Genomic DNA, 16,734 nt, shown 5'->3' on the forward strand with positions numbered 1-16,734 from the left:
GATGAGCGATTCGATCCTCCTCCACGTCGAGGGCGGGCTCGCCCGCGTGACGTTCAACCGGCCGGCATCGCTGAATGCGATGGACTTCGAGATGGGCGGCCGCTGGCGCGACGTCGCCCACGCGGTGACCTCCGACCCCTCGGTCGGCGCGGTGATCCTGGATGCCGCCGGCCCGGCCTTCTGCGCCGGCGGTGACGTGGTGGCGATGGCGCGGGGCGCCGGCGGTGCGGACGTGACCCGGATGGCCCACGTCATCCACGAGGGCATCCGCACGCTCGCTCTGTCGGACAAGCCGATCGTCGCCGCGGTGCAGGGCGCCGTCGCGGGCGGCGGGATCGGCCTGATGCTGACCGCCGATTACATCGTCGCGGCCGACTCGGCGAAGTTCGTCAGCAAGTACGCCAACATCGGGCTGACTCCCGACCTCGGCGTCTCGACGCTGCTCCCGGCGGCGGTCGGTCAGCGACGCGCGCTGCAGCTCCTGCTGCAGGACCGCACCCTGAGCGCCGAAGAGGCGCTGGAGTGGGGTCTGGTGGCGGAAGTCGTCCCCGCCGCAGCGGTCGCGGGTCGCGTGGAGGAGATCGCGGGCTTCTGGCTCGCGAACGCGACGGCGGCGTTCGGTCACGCCAAGCGACTCGTGCGCACGGGCGCCGACCGGCCGTTCGCCGAGAACCTCGACGACGAAGCGGCCACGATCGGCGCCCGCTTCGACACGCCCGAGTCGCAGATGCGTGTGGCCGCCTTCGCCGCCGCATCGCGCAAGGCCTCAACCAAGGAGAACGCGTGAGCCCTTCGACCGGTCCGGCCCCGACCCTCGCCGGCAAGACCATCCTGATGTCGGGCGGCAGCCGCGGCATCGGCCTCGCGATCGCGCTGCGCGCCGCCCGCGACGGCGCGAACATCGCGCTGCTCGCGAAGACCGACACCCCTCACCCGAAGCTCGAGGGCACGGTGCACTCCGCGGCCGAGCAGATCCGCGAGGCCGGCGGCCAGGCGCTGCCGATCGTCGGCGACGTGCGCGACGACGACGACGTGACCGAGGCCGTGCTCAAGACGCAGGGAGAGTTCGGCGGGATCGACATCGTCGTGAACAACGCCAGCGTCATCGACCTCTCCCGTTCGCTCGACCTCGCCGCGAAGAAGTACGACCTCATGCAGGACGTCAACGTGCGCGGCACCTTCATGCTCAGTCGCGCGGCCGTACCGATCCTGAAGGATGCTGAGAACCCGCACATCCTGTCTCTGTCGCCGCCTCTCAACCTGTCTCCGAAGTGGCTCGGCGCGCACACCGGCTACACGCTCGCCAAGTACGGCATGACGATGACGACCCTCGGCTTCGCGGCGGAGTTCGCGAAGGCGGGCATCGCCGCGAACACCCTGTGGCCGGCGACGACCATCGCGACGGCCGCGGTGCAGTTCGCCCTCGGGGGCGACGCGATGATGAAGGTGAGCCGCACCCCCGAGGTGTACGCCGACGCCGCCTACGAGGTGTTCCTCAAGCCGGCGGCCGACTACACGGGGCAGACTCTCATCGTCGAGGACGTGCTGCGCGAGGCGGGCGTCACCGACTTCTCGGGCTATGCCGCTGTGCCGGGCACCCCCGACGACCAGCTCTTCCCGGACATCTTCCTGGACTGACCTGGGCTACCGCTTCGGCAGCGACTGCCGAAGCGTCTCAGGGGATGCTGCGGGTCAGTGATCTCCGCCGGTGAAGAGCAGGAGCCCGCCCAGGCCGATCATCAGCCCCCCGCCGGTCGCCGACAGCCGGGCGATGCGCTTCGGCGACCTGCCGAACCACGAGCGCGCGGATGCGGCGACGAGCGCCCAGATGCCGTCCGAGACGAGCGCGATGGCGAAGAACACCAGGCCGAGCTGGATCATCTGCAGGGGCACGGCGCCGGCGCTCAGATCGACGAACTGCGGGAGCACCGCGACGAAGAACGCGATGGTCTTCGGGTTGGTGATGCCGACGAGGAACCCCTCGCCGAGCTGGCGCCAGGCCGAACGGGGCGCGACAGCGCCGCCTGCCTGGTCGGCCGCGCGGTAGCGGTGCCGGATCGCCTGGATCCCGAGGTAGATCAGGTAGCCGGCGCCGACGACCTTGACGATCGTGAAGAGCACGACCGACTGCGCCACGACGCCGCCCACGCCCAGGGCGACCAGCCCGACCACCGGGAGCAGCCCGAGCGCGTTGCCGAGCACGCTCAGCAGTCCGCCCATGCGGCCGAGCGCGAGCGCGCGACCGATGGTGAAGAGCACACTCGGGCCCGGGATGACGATGAGGACGATCGAGGCGAGGGTGAAGGCGAGGAGGTTCTCGGGAGGGACCACGAGGAAACGATAGCCCTGTCATCGCAGGGGATCGTCGCCGAGCAGCACCGTGACCGCCTGGTCGCGACGCCACCAGAAGCCCAGCCGCTGGTCCTCCTGCATCCCGATCGGGCGATCCTCGGCGGGCATGAACGTGTACGGCACGTCCACGAGCAGCGCGCTCTGCGAGCGGATCGACGCCGGCACGCAGCGTCCGCGGGTGACGTCGCCGCGTTCGACCAGCACGCAGTGGTCGCGCCGGAAGCCCGCGGTGTCCACCATCGCGCCAGCGATCCAGGCCTCCCACCCGAAGTACTCGCCCAGGTGCACCGCCCACTCGACCTCGCCGGTGGTCGGGAACTCGGGCACGTGCCCATCGGAGGGAAGGTCGATGAACCCGCCGAACGAGCCGTCCAGCGGGATGTTCAGCAGCGTCACCGCATGTGTGTCGCGCGCGAACGAGTAGGCCGCGCGCGAGGCCTGGAACGCGGGCGAGAGCGTCGAGCGGGCGTCGGGCATCTCGTCCGGCGCGGTCAGCAGCCGGATGCCGATCACCGCGGCGACCGCCACCGCGAGCGCTCCGCCGACGAGGGCGACGGTGAGTCCGAGCCGTCGGGGCCGGCGGGGCTCGGGAGGGCGCGATGCCTTCTTCCGTGGAGCGCGCGGCGGGGGAGCGCCCGGCGGGGGAGCGCCCGGCGGGGGAGCGCCCGGCGGGGGAGCGCCCGCAGTGGAGGCCGTCGTCGCGGGATGCGCGCCCGTGGGCGTCGCGGGCGACGGTCGGCGCGAGGAAGGAGCGGTGCGGGCGGGCTTGGCCGGGTCCGGCGCCGCTGCGGCCGGAGCCGCTGCGGCCGGAGCGATCGGCGCGAGGTGTTCGCGCCGCACCAGGTCCTCGAGTTCGACGAGGCGCAGCAGGGCCTCCGCGTCGCCGTCGATGTCGGCCTCGGGGCCGTAGGCGCGGCGACGCAGACCGGCGAGCTCGACGCGGGTCGCGGCGTCCACTCTTCAACGGTAGCCCTGATTCGGGCGTGCGTTCAGGTGCGTCCCCTACCCTCGGATCATGACCACTGAGCCTCCCGTGCGCACCACGAAGCCCCGTCAGGTGCGTCCTGCCACGGAGGGCTGGTCGCAGAAGAAGGACGCCGAAGGGCGGCCGCTCCTGCAGTTCGCGAGCCCGAAGCGCGGCAAGCCCCCCGTCCACCTCGCCGACCTGACCCCCGAGCAGCGCGTCGAGAAGGTGAAGGAGCTCGGGATGCCGGGCTTCCGCGCGAAGCAGCTCGAGAAGCACTACTTCACGCACTTCACCCACGACCCCGCCGACATGACCGACCTCCCGGCGGAGGGTCGCGAAGAGTTCGTGCACGGCATGCTGCCGCCGCTGCTCACCGAGGTGCGCCGGCTCGAGACCGACCGCGGCGACACGATCAAGTTCCTGTGGAAGCTGCACGACGGCGCCCTCGTCGAGTCGGTGCTCATGCGCTATCCCGGCCGCATCACACTGTGCGTCTCCTCGCAGGCAGGCTGTGGCATGAACTGCCCCTTCTGCGCCACCGGGCAGGCGGGTCTCACGCGCAACATGTCGGCGGCCGAGATCGTGGAGCAGATCGTTCGCGCGAACCGCGTGATCGCCGACGGGCAGCTGGGCGGGAAGAAGCGCGACGACCACTCCGCCGAGCGGGTGTCGAACATCGTCTTCATGGGCATGGGGGAGCCCCTGGCCAACTACGCCCGCGTGATGCAGGCGGTGCGCGTGATGACCGACAAGTCCCACGGACTGGGGATGAGCGCCCGTGGCGTGACGGTCTCGACCGTCGGCCTGGTGCCGGCGATCACGAAGCTCGCGAACGAGGACATCCCCGTGACGTTCGCGCTGTCGCTCCACGCGCCCGACGACAAGCTGCGCGATGAGCTCATTCCGGTGAACTCGCGGTGGAAGGTCGATGAGGCGCTCGACGCCGCACGGGCGTACTTCGACAAGACGGGGCGCCGCGTCTCGATCGAGTACGCGCTCATCAAGGACATGAACGACCACGCGTGGCGCGCCGACCTCCTCGCCGAGAAGCTCAACGCCCGCGGCCGGGGCTGGGTGCACGTGAATCCGATCCCGCTGAACCCGACGCCCGGCTCCATCTGGACGGCCTCCGAGATCCCGGTGCAGAACGAGTTCGTGCGCCGCCTCAACGACGCCGGCATCCCCACCACGCTCCGCGACACCCGCGGCAAGGAGATCGACGGCGCGTGCGGCCAGCTGGTCGCGACCGAGGACGACCAGGCGGTCGCCGCCGTCACTCCGCTCGAGGACTAGGACCGACGCCCACGGCGGGCGGTCGGCTGCCGCCGCCCGGCGCCGCGGCCCCGATCGATCCGGCCGGCCCGATCACGGTGTACGCGACCGTGGTCGCCGCGCTGTTGCCGGCGACATCGGTGGCACGGCAGGTCAGTCTCTTCACGCCCTCGGTGGCCGTGACCGGCTGATCGCACGACTGCACGGCGATGCCCGAACCGGTGTCGATCGCCGCCGGCACGGCCGTCGCGGTGCCGCCGACGGCGACCGGATCCGGAGAGACGGAGGGCGAGAGCGACGGGGCCGTCGCGTCGCGTCGCACCGTGATGCCCGCGGTCGCCTGGCGCCCCTGGACATCGCTGATGGTGCGCTCGACCCGCGTGCCGTCGGTGTCGGCGGAGACGGTGAACGGCACCGGACACGACACGCCCCTGCCCGTGCACGTGAACGACACGACGACGTCGTCCGATGCCCACGATCCGTCGTCGTAGGTGCGGCCCGCCGATGTCGCCCAGGCGGCGATCGTCGGAAGCGCGAGCTCGTCTCCGACGACGATCTCGGCGGATGCGGCGTGTCCGTCCGTCTCGCCGTCGTTCGGGACGACGTCGACGCGGATCACGTCGCCCGGGCGCGTGATTCCGTCGAGCGAGAGCATTGCGACCTCGGCCCCGTCGAGCAACACGCCGTTGCGCAGCCAGCGGTACGACAGGGTGACGACGTCGCCGCCGTCGGGGTCGGTGCCGGTCGCCTCCGCCGTCAGCAGGCTGCCCGGTGTGATGCCCTCGCGATCGAGGGAGACCGATGCCGTCGGAGCCGAGTTGCGCGACTGCACGGTCAGGGCGAACCCGACGGGCTCGCCGCAGTCCTGGCCGCCGCTGCACGCCGTCACCGAGACCTGGAACGTGCCCGGGGTGTCGGCGATGAGGTCGACGACGGCGTGCATCGCGCCGTCGGCAGCCGTCGCGACGGTCACCGGACCCGCCGCGCGCTCCCGTCCGTCGGCATCGAGGAGCACGTACGAACCGGTGACGACGGCGCCGGGTGCGGCATCCGTGATCGGGATGCTGCGCACCACGCGGTCTCCGGCGTCCACCGTCAGCGGACCGCCGGGGGCGCCGAGCACGGGCCCGGCGGCGCCGGCGACCTGGATGCGCCCGCGCGCACTGTCGGTCGCGACGTTGCCGGAGGCATCCACGGCCTGCGCGATCCAGCGGTAGGGGCCCGAGATCGAGGCGGGGATGTCGCCGCGCCAGATGCCGTCGGTGTCGGGCTCGAGCTCGACGGCCTCCCAGTCGCGCGCGGAGTCGTCCGCCGGAGCGTCGGCCTCCTGCGCGAGGAGGACCACGCGGGCCACCTCGCCGCCCGTGTCCTCGGCGGCGATGGCGACCTCGCCGTCGCGGTGCTGCGTCCAGCGGATCAATGGCGGCACGACGTCGCCGTCGTCGGGACCGTAGAGGATCTCGAGGCCCATCGACGGGAAGGTCTCGATCCGGCCGAGACCGCCGGCGGCCGACTGGACGTTGGCGGGTGCCGTGACCAGCAGGCTGACGGGGCCGATCGGCGTCTCCTGCCGCGAGATCGAGGTGAAGGAGGAGGGGAAGGCGAGACCGTCCTTCACGACCGGCGCCCGCTCGACCCCGATGCCGGGGTCGCCGATCGCGGGGCGCACCGTGCCGGTCCACGCGGAGGTGAGGCTCGTGATCAGTGCGCCGCGCGGGACCTTGCCCGCCTCGTCGGACGACGGGATCTGCGTGACGAGTCTCGGCAGCAGCGGCTGGCCGGGAACGGCGATCGGCTGCTCGTCGCCGACGGTGACGTAGGTGATCTGTGCGCCGGTGAGGTCCTCTCTGGTCACGGTGGCGAAGGACGGCGTCAGCGTCAGCGGGGCCGACGAGGGCCCGGAGCGCCCGTCGGCGATCCGGAGTTCGGGCGCCGCGGGGAGGGGGGCATCCTTCGTCGAATCCTCGAACGTGTACATCGGCATGCCGTAGTACACGGCCTGCATCAGGACCTTCTCGTCGTACCCGGAGTACAGGCCCAGCGCACCGGCGTATGCCTGCTTGGCGTAGGCGAGCGCACCGCCGGACGAGACCGGCCCTCGGGTGCTCTGCACGCCGATCCAGTCGGCGTAGAGGCCGAGCAGACGCTCGCTGTACGCCGTCGTGGCGCCGTTCGCGAGGCCGAATCCGGTGTTGCCGACGAAGCCGCCCGCCGGCGAGAACACGTCCGCCCAGTCGGTGACGTCGCCGTAGTAGGCGGCCGGGAGGTTGTTGCCCGCGTGTCCGCCGATCATGAAGACGACCGCGCCGTCGAGCGGGCTCGTCGGCGCGCGCGGGTCGAAGACCTCCTCCGCGCGCGGGACGGCCGGAGGCGCGTGATCGCCGGCATCGATGACCGCGGAGTCGTCGACCGCCCCGGTCGCGGCGTCCTCGACGCCGGCCACCAGGCGCCGCTCGTCGGAATGCGCGTTGAGCGACACGATCCGCGGCGCGTCCGCGCCGCGGGGGAAGAGACGGGACTCGGCGTCCTGCCTGGACCACGGCTGCTCCAGCGACTCGTCGGCGCCGAGCCGCCAGGCGAGCCTCTCGCTGACCAGCTGCGGAAGCTCCGCCCACGCGCCGTAGGCGCCGGTGAGAGCCGAGTCGCCCGCGAGGACCCCATCGGCATAGCGGAATCGGTCGAGCTGGCCGCGGATCTGGTCGGCGGTGTCGACCAGACGGCCGACGGCGACGGTCGGCACGTAGAGATGGCCGCCGAAGGACGGGTAGGCATCGGCGAGGCCGTACGGGTCGTCGGTGAGGATCACGCCCGCCGCGGCGGCGGCGGACAGCGGCGTGGCGCACGGGTCGACCTCGCCCGGCGGAACCCCGGCGGGGCAGGGGGTGCCGTCGGGCTGTGCGGGGAGCCTGAGCTCGGCGGCGTGGCTCGCCTCGGTGAACTGCGCGGCCTGCTGGGGGACGGGGGCGAAGGGCACGATGTCGTCGCCGCCCACGATGACGATCGACTCGATCTGCTCGGCGGCGGAGCCGACCGCCGCGGTGATGAACGCGGTGATCGCGGCGCTCAGGGAGCGCCGGGCGCTCATCGAGCACGGCTCCTGGTCGAGTGCCGCGCGGGCCGCCACGACGGCGGGATCGGTGTCGATCGAGAGGATGGCACCGGAGATCGTGCCGTCGCCCACCGGGCCCGTGCCGTCGAGGGCCCGGATCGCCGCGACGACCTCGTCGGTCGCCTGCAGGCCGTGGGTCAGCCGGAAGCGCGTCGTGTCGATGAGGTAGAGCGTGTTCGTGTCCGCGCCGACGGGGTCGCTGACGACGAACGGCCACGGGTCGTCGGGGTTCTGAGGCTCGACGTCGAGAGGCCGCAGCCAGGGCGCGCAGCGCTGCTCCGGCGGCTCCGGGAGGTAGGTCGCGCGAAGGGAGTAGAGCTGCGAGCCGGCGAGGCCGTTCCCGCTCGTCACCCGCACGAGCCAGTTCGCCTCGCCCTCGGCCAGAGCAGAGGATGCCTGAACCGTCACCGCGCCGTCCCCGCCGACCGTCGCCTGGTCGAGGATCACGTGGCCGGGTACGGCCGTACCGGCGTCCGCTCCCGACTCGGCGGGGGCCGCGGCATCCCTCTGCTCCTGCTCGGTGACGGCGGTGCCGGGCGCGACGCCCAGGCTCGGCAGGCCGAGCGGCGACAGCGTCTGCGCGGGCGCGAGGAGCGTGAGCGAGATCCCGCCGTCCGCGGCGTGGGACGACACCACGAGGCGCTGCCCCGGCTTCGGCGGCTCGACGGCGAACCAGTCCTCGTCGTCGGCAGGGGAGGGAAGCTGTCGGCCCTCGCCGTCGAACTCGATCGACGCGGGCGAGATCCACTCGTAGCGGAGGACCCCCTCGGCCAGCGTCTGCGGGGCGGCCTGCCAGCGGCCGTCCGGCGTGCGGTTGTGGTCGGCGACGTCGTAGTACTCCTGCGCCGCACTCAGGAGGATCTCGTCATCGGCGCGCAGGTCGCCGCTGGCCAGTTCGGCGCGGGAGCTCCACGCGCCGGGCTGCCGGCTCGCCGTGTACTCGAGCGCCAGCGACCGCACGGTGCCGCCCGCCGTGTCGGGCAGCGGGAACCGCACCAGCGATCCCTCGGCCTGCACCGGACCGTCGTATACCTGATCGCCGGCCGGCGTGAAGCGGGGTCCCGAGCCGGTCGACCGCACGAGCGAGAGGCGCGACGACGCCGGAAGCGTGACCGATGCGGTGGGCGCGGGGAAGAGGGTCCCCTCACCCGGACCGGGATCGAACGTGAACTGGAACTGTGCGACGCGTCCGCACCGGCCGCCTTCGTCGCAATCCTGATCGGCGGTCTGCTGCACCGCCGCGCCGGCGGGGATGACCGTCGGGTCGATCTGCTCCCACGGATAGGCGGCACGGTCGATGAGCGAGAACAGCGCCGTGCCGACGGTGACGGAGTCGGGCGCACCCGCCGCCAGGTCGGCGAGCGTGGCCGAGGGGCGCAGGGTGCCGGCATTGTCGGCGAGGGTCCCCGACCGCGTTCCGCCGAAGAGCGCGGTCTGCGCGGCTGTGCTCAGCGAGTCGGCTTCGACGGCCCCGAGCGGTGTGCCGGCCAGGAACAGCCCCGGCTGGCGGCCGGAGGCACCCAGCGTGATGTCGTCGAGCATCGTGGCGTCGAGGGGCAGCTGGTTCAGGGGGACCGCATCGATGCCCGTCCGGCTGAGATCGAGCCCGGCGGCGTCGAGCTCTGCCAGGACGGTCGCTTCGTCGGCGGTGACGCCGAGTCCCTGTGCGTCGGCGAGCGCCTGCCAGCGCTCGAGGGGCGAGCCGGAGCCGGCCACCTCGAGCTCGGCGAGCGGCGCTGCGCCGAGGAGCAGTGACGCGACCGAGAGCGCGTCGATGCCTGAGCCGTCGAGGTCGACGTCGCCGAGCGACAGGCTCCGGATCAGGGTCGCGGCTTCCGCCGCGGCTGGCGTCGCGGCTTCCGCGGCGGCACCCGACGACCGACCGGGGAGCGCTTCGTCCGCCCAGTCGAGAACCTCGGCGAGCGTCACGTTCTGCGTGAGCCGGCCGGCGAACGGGGTGGCGGCGAGCACCTGCTGCCAGCCGCCGGGGATGTCGGGGCGCTGGAGGGGCACCCGGTGGAGCGCCAGGCGGTCGATCGGCAGCCGGCGGAGCGTGGCATCGTCGGCCTGCTGGCGCGAGATCGGCCAGCCGCCGTCCAGCAGGCGGTGGACCGGCAGCCGGTGGAACGGAAGCGCCGTGAGCGGGAGACGGGAGACGGGCAGCCGCTGGATCGGCACGTCCGCGAGCGCCCCAGCGTACGCGGCGACCGCCGACACCGGGATCTCGGAGATCGCCACACTCGTGACGTAGCCGGGGACGGTCAGCCCGCCCATCGTGTTCGACACCCAGAGGCCGTCGTGGGTCTGGCGGTCCACGGCGGTGACCGAGGTCTGCGCCGAGGTCATGTCGCTCGGCCCGCCGAACGCGACCGTGCGGCCCGACGCCGACAGCGTCGGTGCGTCGCCGACGCCGAGCTCGGTGACGTCGTCGTCGTCGTCGCACGGCACCTCGCCCGCGCGGGCCTCCTGCCAGGCCGGCTCGGCCACGCGCACCACCGGGTCGCCCAGCGGCTCGGACCGGCCGGCCTCCGGCTGCGTGGTCGCCCATGCCACGGTCGACCCGTCGGCCGAGATCGCCGGAGCCAAGACGCTGCCGGCACCGCGCTCCACCTCGTTCCCGCCGATGCCGACCGCGAAGGGGGTTCCGGCGGCGTCGAGCGTCACGCCGGCGACCACGGGAGCGCCCTGGCAGTCGTCGACGACCACCGCGTAGGCGCTGCCGGTCGCGTCGACGGCGCCGTGGTGGGAGCCAGCGACGAGCAGGCGCGTCTCGGCTTCGGTGCCACGGCGGGTGCGGAACACCGAGGCGACGTCGCCGGGCGTTCCGGATGCTCCGGTCGGGTCGGAGACGAAGGCGGTGAACGCGATCCACGCGCCGTCGCCGCTGATCGCCGGCTGGGACATGCCCCCCGGCACGCTGTGCGAGCCCAGCAGCCGGGTCACGGTGACGTCGCCGAGCGTTCCGTCACCGTTGCTGTCGAGGTCGGCGACGAAGACGTCGGGAGCGCCGTTGGTGTCGCCCGGTGTCAGATTCGTGGCGGAGGACGTGAAGACCAGGTGGCGGCCGTCGTCGCTGAGGTCGGGTTCGTACGCGGCCCCGTTCGGCTCGGGGCCCGCGTCGACGCGGAACGTGGTGCCCGCGCGCAGGTCGCGCACGTAGACGGCCGCGAGGCCCGGGGTGCCGCCTTCCGGCACGAGGTTCGTCGCCTGACTGACGAAAGCGACGTACCGGCCGTCGGCGCTCGCCACGGGGTCGTCGCTCACGTCGTTCGCCGGCTCGTCGGGGAGCGAGGCGTCGGGTCGGCTCACCAGGCGCGGCCGGCCCGAGAAGGGGTCGCCGGAGCCGCGTTTGGCCGTCGCGAGGAAGATGTTCCGCGTCGCGACCTGGGTGCCCTCGACCAGACCGCCGGCGTCGGACGCGTAGGCGACCCGCTGGCCGTCGGGCGTGATGTACGGCGCCCCCGACGATCCCTCATCCGTGCGCGACACCAGATAGACGTCGGCCTCCGCGGGAAGGGAAGGGACTGCCGACGCCGGAGCCGGCAGGCTCACGAGTCCGGCCGCGACCACGGTCGCCGCAGCGGCGAGGCCCACGGCCCTGCGGATGCTGCGTCGCGGCGACGGGACGACGGTCATGACGGCTCTGATTCGTGTGCGGACCGAGGGGTCGTCGCGTCGCGGGAGACGACGTGACCGGTGACGTCGGTGACACCGAGTCCGCCCAGGACAGTATCCGCTTTCCCGCTGTGAACCGCACGGGGGTGGGACAGGCGGCCCCGCAGCATCCTCCCGCCGATAGCGTTGTCTGATGGTCAACTATCGGTATCTCGGCAACAGCGGTCTCAAGGTCTCGGAGATCACCTACGGCAACTGGGTGACGCACGGATCGCAGGTCGACGACACGGCGGCGATCGAGACGGTGCACGCGGCGCTGGATGCCGGCATCACGACGTTCGACACCGCCGACGTGTACGCCAACACCGCCGCCGAGACCGTGCTCGGCAAGGCGCTCGCCGGCCACCGGCGCGAGTCGCTCGAGATCTTCACGAAGGTGTACTTCCCGACCGGACCTCGCGGCGCCAACGACACCGGACTGAGCCGGAAGCACATCATGGAGTCGATCAACGGATCGCTCGCGCGCCTCGGCACCGACTACGTCGACCTCTATCAGGCGCACCGCTTCGACTACGAGACGCCGCTCGAGGAGACGTTCCAGGCATTCGCCGACATCGTCCGCCAGGGGAAGGCGCTGTACATCGGCGTCTCGGAGTGGACGGCCGAGCAGCTGCGGGAGGGGCACGCCCTGGCGAAGGGACTCGGCATCCAGCTCATCTCCAACCAGCCCCAGTACTCGATGCTGTGGCGCGTGATCGAGGGCAAGGTCGTGCCGGCCTCGCAGGAGCTCGGCATCTCGCAGATCGTCTGGTCGCCGATGGCGCAGGGCGTGCTGTCGGGCAAGTACCGGCCCGGTCAGCCGGTGCCCGCGGGCTCGCGGGCGACCGACGAGAAGAGCGGCGCGCAGTTCATCAAGGACTTCCTGCGCGATGAGGTGCTCGAGGCCGTGCAGCGGCTCGCGCCCATCGCCGAGCAGGCGGGGCTCACGATGCCGCAGCTCGCGATCGCGTGGGTGCTGCAGAACAAGAACGTCGCGTCGGCGCTGGTCGGCGCCTCGCGCCCGGAGCAGCTCGCCGACACCGTGAAGGCCTCGGGCGTCGAGCTCGACGCCGACACGATGGCCGCGATCGACACCGCGCTCGCCGGCGCCGTCTACGACGACCCCGAAGACACCTACGGCGTTTCGCCCAAGACGCGCATCGTCTAGCCTCGCCGCATGACGACCAGCGCCGGTGTCCTCCTCTACCGGCTCGGCCCCGAACCCCAGGTGCTCATCGCGCACATGGGCGGCCCGTACTGGGCGTCGAAGGACGCCGGCGCATGGTCGATCCCGAAGGGCGAGTTCAGCGAGGGGGACGAGCCCGCGCTCGATGCGGCGCAGCGCGAATTCCGCGAGGAACTCGGCATCGACCCTCCGGGCGGACCGTACGCCGAGCTCGGCACCTTCGCCTACTCGTCGGGGAAGCGCGTCACGGTGTTCGTCGCCGACGGTGCAGCCCTCTCGCTCGACGGGCTGGAGTTCGGCGAGTTCGAGCTCGAGTGGCCACCGAGATCGGGCCGGACGGCATCCTTCCCCGAAGTGGACAGAGTGGAGTGGATGCCGCTTCCCGCCGCACGCGAGAAGCTCGTGAAGGGCCAGCGGCCCGCGCTGGACGCACTCGAGTCGCACCTCGCGGAGGCCGGGGCCTGAATAGGGTCGTCGAGCGAGCGGAGTGGAACGGAACGGGTAGGTTCAGCGCCCGTTCTTCGGCGCGACCGAGACGTCGATCGGATCCTGCGCGCCGAGCGACGACCAGGCGCTCGCGACTCCCTTGGCCGCGTGCTCGGACGCGCGCACGGCGCGCTCGTCGGCCCAGGCGTTGAGCACGTGGCCCGAGTGCCCGCGCACGTGCTCGAGCACGACGTCGGGAAGGCCGGCGGCGCGCCGGGCGTCGCGCGCGGCGATGAGCTGCTCGAGCAGGTCGACGTTCTTCGTCGGCGCGCCGGTCGAGGTCTTCCAGCCGCGGCGGCGGTGCCCGTCCATCCACTTGGTGTAGGTGTCGATGGCGTATTTCGAGTCGGCCTGCACCACGAGGTTCTCGACGTCGGGGTGGTCCTCGATGGCCTTGAGCAGTCCCAACAGCTCGCCGATGTTGTTGGTGCCGACCGGGATCGACCCCGCCGCCCACTGGCCGTCCTCGCCGACCCACGCCCACCCCGCCGGTCCGGGGTTGCCCTTGCAGGCGCCGTCGGTGGCAACGATGTAGCGGGGGGAGTCGGTCACTCGGGAAAGGCTACCCGGACCCCGCCCGCCACTCGTCCACGAGCTGGGGCATGCGCTGGGTGAGATAGCGCAGGAAGTCGGCGATCTCCCGAGCCCGCGCGACGGATATGGGAGCGTCGGCGTTCTCGTCGGCGATGCGGTCCATCTGTGTCGCGAGCGCCGCATAGAGCGGGGAGTTCGATGTGATCATGCCTCCCCACGCGTCGTCGACCAGGTCGTAGCGGTCACGGCGGTCTCCCGGGCGCGAGAGGCGCTGGATCAGCCGCATCGAGATCAGGTAGCGCACGGCCCCCGACACGGCAGCGGCCGACACCCCGAGGCGCTCGGCCAGCTCAGCCGCGGTGTACCCCTCGTCGGGCGAGCCGACCAGCGCCATCATCACCCGGGCCGGCATGCGCGGCATCCCGGCGGCGGCGAGCATCGCGGCCGCCTGCTCGGCCGCCTCGACGCCCGGATGCGCAGCGTTCGCGTGTGCGTCCCCCATTCGGATCCTCCCGTCTCGAACCTATCCTCCCGGGGCGAGGTCCCTGCGGCGCATGAGCAGGACGGATGCCGCGGCCCCGACCGCGGCCGCGGCCACCAGCCACAGCACGCCGTTCTGGTCGACGCCGTTGCCCGACGGCAGCGGTACGGCCGCGAACGGCGAAAGCGCCACGATGTCCTCGTCGACCCCGAAGATCGTCCCGAACAGTGCGACGCAGGCCGCCACGAGGACGAGCCCCCAGCTCAGCGGAATGGTCAGCCTCGGGGCCAGGGCGAAGATGAGGGCAGTGAGCGCGGCGAACACCGCGGCCGCGAGCGCCTGACCGGCGGCGACCACCAGGGCGTCGGCGAGCAGCGACGCATCTCCGTCGGTCGCCGCCAGCGCGATCCCCGCCCCGGCGACCGCGGCGCCCGTGATGACGAGGATGCCGAGAAGTGCGACGAGCAGGAAGGCGCCCAGCCAGCGCCCGCGGGCGAGCGGCGTCGCGAGCGCCGCCTCGGCCGTGCCGTGCGTCTCCTCCTGCCGGGCACGCTGCACGGTCTGCACGCCGTAGCACGCGGCGAGCACACCCACCATGACGAAGAACGTCACGAGCAGCCCCTGATCCATCGACCCTTGAGCTGCGAGCCGCTCGAGGATCGCCTGCACCGACGCGTTCCCGGTGCCCACCTCTTCGACCACCGCGGCCAGCGACGTGGAGAGCACCCCCACCACCGCGCTGCCGAGCGTCCACGCGATCAGCGATCCGGCGCTCAGGCGCCAGGCCAGCCCGACGGAGCCGGACAGCAGCGGTCCGGCATGCGGCTTCGCGCGGCGCGCGGGCAGCAACCCGGAGCCCACGTCGCGGGAGGCCTGCATGGCCAGCGCGAGTCCGGCGAGGGCAGCGGTCACGGCTGCGGCGAGCAGCAGGGGGCGGAGGTCGTCGTCGGCGAAGGGCCGGCTGTTCTCGGCCCAGACGAACGGAGACACCCACGCGAGGCCACTGCTCGTCATGCGCGTCAGCGTGGCGTCCGGCGTGCCCAGTGCGTTGCCCACGCCCCCGACGACGAAGCACGCCACGAGCAGCGAGACGGTGAGCGAGTTTGCAGCTCGGGCGCTGTGGAAGAGCTGCGCGGCCACGAGACCCACCCCGAGGAACACCAGTCCCGTGGCCGTGATCGCCGCGCCGGTCACCAGGCTGCCCGCAGGGGCGAGCCCGCTCAGCACCAATCCGAGGGCGCCGGCCGCTCCGAGGAGCAGACAGGCGACGATGCCGTGGACGACGGTGGCGGCGAACGGCACGCCGCGGCCGGCGGGCGTCGCGGCGACCATGTCGGCGCGACCCGACTCCTCATCGGCACGGCTGTGGCGCACCGCGAGGAACGTCGCCATGAGCGCGGCGAGCATCGCCAGGAAGGGCAGCACGAGGAACACGATGAACGCACCCTCTGCGGTGCCCGAGGGCAGCCCGCGGAACAGCAGGATGACCGGATTGGCCACAGCGAGCGAGAGCAGAGACGTGCGCTCCTCGAGGCTTCCGAAGTTCTCCGCCACGCCGACGCTCGACCCGTACGCCAGGAGCAGGACCGCCAGCGTCCAGATCGACACCTGCACGGCGTCCCGCCGCGTGCGCAGCCGCAGCAGCGCCCAGAGTCCGGTCATTGCGCATCCTCGAGTTCGCTGCCCCGCCCCTGCTCGGCCGCCGACGGAGTCGTGCTTCCGAGCTCGTCGCCGTAGTGACGGAGGAAGAGCTCCTCGAGCGACGGCGGCGCGATACGCAGCCCGACGGCGTTGCGGCGCGCCAGCTCGGGGAGCGCGGCCGCCACGGCCGCGCTGTCGATCGTGAAGCCCACCCTCCCGTCCTCGGCCGCCACGTCGTTCGCGCCCGGGATGCCGATCGCGGCCGAGGCATCCGCTCCGTCGAACGAGATCTCGGTGCGGGTGAGGTGACGGAGGTCGGCGAGGGTGCCGGACTCGACGATCCGTCCCGCGCGGATGATCGAGACGCGGTCGCACAGCTGCTCGACCTCGGAGAGGATGTGGCTCGACAGCAGCACCGTCGCTCCCGCTGCGCGCACGCGGGCGATCTCCCGTCGGAACATCACGTCCATGAGCGGATCCAGGCCGCTCGTGGGCTCGTCGAAGATGTAGAGGTCTGCCGCAACCGCGAAGGCGGCGATGAGTGCGACCTTCTGCCGGTTGCCCTTCGAATAGGTGCGGCCCTTCTTGCGCGGGTCGAACTGGAAGGCCTCGATCAGGCGTGCGCGCTCCGCGCGGTACGTCGCATCATGCCGTGTCGCTCCCCTCAGGCGGGCCAGGAGGTCGATCGCCTCACCCCCCGACAGGTTGGGCCAGACGCTGACGTCGCCGGGCACGTACGCGACGCGGCGGTGGAGGCGGACGGCGTCGCGCCAGGGGTCGGCGCCGAACACGCCGGCTTCCCCGCCGGTGGGCCGTGCGAGCCCGAGGAGGATGCGGATCGTCGTGGACTTGCCGGCGCCGTTGGGTCCGAGGAAGCCGTGGACCTGCCCCTCGTCGACCTGCAGGTCGAGACCGTCGAGGGCGTGGACGCGGCCGTAGTGCTTGGTGAGTCCGCTCGTGCGAATGACTGTGGTCATGCCGGGAAGCTACACCTGTTTCACGAATTTGTGAATTGTGTTCACGCTCATGCACGCGCAAAGTATCTCTATGTA

General features: G+C 72.2%; 12 protein-coding genes. 5 read left to right on the forward strand and 7 right to left on the reverse strand.

The annotated features are described in order from the left end of the window. Position 1: 1 nt before the first annotated feature. A complete protein-coding gene (locus tag ACFC1W_RS07035; protein ID WP_375990287.1) occupies positions 2 to 787 on the forward strand; it encodes an enoyl-CoA hydratase/isomerase family protein in 786 nt (261 codons plus the stop codon). Beyond that, positions 784 to 1,638, forward strand: coding sequence for an SDR family oxidoreductase (locus tag ACFC1W_RS07040; protein ID WP_375990290.1), 855 nt, complete (start codon positions 784 to 786; stop codon positions 1,636 to 1,638). The genes ACFC1W_RS07035 and ACFC1W_RS07040 overlap by 4 nt, the downstream gene beginning before the upstream one ends. Before the next feature lie 54 nt (positions 1,639 to 1,692). Here the strand turns inward: ACFC1W_RS07040 and ACFC1W_RS07045 are convergent, their stop codons facing one another. Continuing rightward, positions 1,693 to 2,331 carry a LysE family translocator gene (locus tag ACFC1W_RS07045; protein WP_375990293.1) on the reverse strand — a complete coding sequence of 213 codons (639 nt, stop codon included), beginning with the start codon at positions 2,329 to 2,331 and terminating at the stop codon, positions 1,693 to 1,695. Positions 2,332 to 2,349: 18 nt separating this feature from the next. After that, positions 2,350 to 3,309 carry a hypothetical protein gene (locus ACFC1W_RS07050; protein ID WP_375990296.1) on the reverse strand — a complete coding sequence of 320 codons (960 nt, stop codon included), beginning with the start codon at positions 3,307 to 3,309 and terminating at the stop codon, positions 2,350 to 2,352. Positions 3,310 to 3,367: 58 nt separating this feature from the next. Between ACFC1W_RS07050 and rlmN the strand changes: the two genes are divergently transcribed. Next, entirely contained in the window at positions 3,368 to 4,612 is a 1,245-nt protein-coding gene (rlmN, locus tag ACFC1W_RS07055; protein WP_375990299.1) for a 23S rRNA (adenine(2503)-C(2))-methyltransferase RlmN, read from the forward strand. On the opposite strand, the gene ACFC1W_RS07060 is transcribed toward rlmN, so the two are convergent. Then, positions 4,593 to 11,336 (reverse strand): hypothetical protein, encoded by a 6,744-nt coding sequence (locus ACFC1W_RS07060; RefSeq protein WP_375990302.1) that lies wholly within the window; start codon positions 11,334 to 11,336, stop codon positions 4,593 to 4,595. The two genes, rlmN and ACFC1W_RS07060, sit on opposite strands and share 20 nt — an antisense overlap. A gap of 172 nt (positions 11,337 to 11,508) precedes the next feature. Here ACFC1W_RS07060 and ACFC1W_RS07065 point away from each other — a divergent pair, with 172 nt between their 5' ends. Together ACFC1W_RS07065 and ACFC1W_RS07070 are read left to right on the forward strand one after the other, a co-directional pair. Further along, on the forward strand, positions 11,509 to 12,522 hold the full coding sequence (locus ACFC1W_RS07065; protein WP_375990305.1) for an aldo/keto reductase family protein: 1,014 nt from the start codon (positions 11,509 to 11,511) through the stop codon (positions 12,520 to 12,522). Between the two features lie 9 nt (positions 12,523 to 12,531). Continuing rightward, entirely contained in the window at positions 12,532 to 13,005 is a 474-nt protein-coding gene (locus ACFC1W_RS07070; protein WP_375990308.1) for an NUDIX domain-containing protein, read from the forward strand. A 42-nt stretch (positions 13,006 to 13,047) separates the two neighbouring features. Here the strand turns inward: ACFC1W_RS07070 and ACFC1W_RS07075 are convergent, their stop codons facing one another. Genes ACFC1W_RS07075 through ACFC1W_RS07090 form a run of 4 tightly spaced genes read right to left on the reverse strand, consistent with a single transcriptional unit; the run spans position 13,048 to position 16,659 of the window. Beyond that, positions 13,048 to 13,578: a ribonuclease H gene (locus ACFC1W_RS07075; protein ID WP_375990311.1), complete on the reverse strand. Its 531-nt coding sequence runs from the start codon at positions 13,576 to 13,578 to the stop codon at positions 13,048 to 13,050. Positions 13,579 to 13,588: 10 nt separating this feature from the next. Beyond that, complete coding sequence (locus tag ACFC1W_RS07080) at positions 13,589 to 14,062, reverse strand: GbsR/MarR family transcriptional regulator (protein ID WP_375990313.1); 474 nt, start codon at positions 14,060 to 14,062, stop codon at positions 13,589 to 13,591. A 21-nt stretch (positions 14,063 to 14,083) separates the two neighbouring features. After that, a complete protein-coding gene (locus ACFC1W_RS07085; RefSeq protein WP_375990316.1) occupies positions 14,084 to 15,703 on the reverse strand; it encodes an ABC transporter permease in 1,620 nt (539 codons plus the stop codon). Next, positions 15,700 to 16,659: an ATP-binding cassette domain-containing protein gene (locus ACFC1W_RS07090; RefSeq protein WP_375990319.1), complete on the reverse strand. Its 960-nt coding sequence runs from the start codon at positions 16,657 to 16,659 to the stop codon at positions 15,700 to 15,702. Before ACFC1W_RS07090 ends, ACFC1W_RS07085 begins: the two co-directional genes overlap by 4 nt. Between the last annotated feature and the right edge of the window lie 75 nt (positions 16,660 to 16,734).

The sequence above is a fragment of the Microbacterium sp. NPDC056003 genome (assembly GCF_042274785.1).
Taxonomy (GTDB): Bacteria; Actinomycetota; Actinomycetes; order Actinomycetales; family Microbacteriaceae; genus Microbacterium.

What these genes read in the sequence shown, in the direction of transcription:
- ACFC1W_RS07070 (WP_375990308.1), top strand. Translation starts at nt 12,532, where the DNA reads ATGACGACCAGCGCCGGTGTCCTCCTCTACCGGCTCGGCCCCGAACCC.
- rlmN (WP_375990299.1), top strand. Translation starts at nt 3,368, where the DNA reads ATGACCACTGAGCCTCCCGTGCGCACCACGAAGCCCCGTCAGGTGCGT.
- ACFC1W_RS07065 (WP_375990305.1), top strand. Translation starts at nt 11,509, where the DNA reads ATGGTCAACTATCGGTATCTCGGCAACAGCGGTCTCAAGGTCTCGGAG.
- ACFC1W_RS07035 (WP_375990287.1), top strand. Translation starts at nt 2, where the DNA reads ATGAGCGATTCGATCCTCCTCCACGTCGAGGGCGGGCTCGCCCGCGTG.
- ACFC1W_RS07060 (WP_375990302.1), bottom strand. Translation starts at nt 11,336, where the DNA reads ATGACCGTCGTCCCGTCGCCGCGACGCAGCATCCGCAGGGCCGTGGGC.
- ACFC1W_RS07080 (WP_375990313.1), bottom strand. Translation starts at nt 14,062, where the DNA reads ATGGGGGACGCACACGCGAACGCTGCGCATCCGGGCGTCGAGGCGGCC.
- ACFC1W_RS07085 (WP_375990316.1), bottom strand. Translation starts at nt 15,703, where the DNA reads ATGACCGGACTCTGGGCGCTGCTGCGGCTGCGCACGCGGCGGGACGCC.
- ACFC1W_RS07090 (WP_375990319.1), bottom strand. Translation starts at nt 16,659, where the DNA reads ATGACCACAGTCATTCGCACGAGCGGACTCACCAAGCACTACGGCCGC.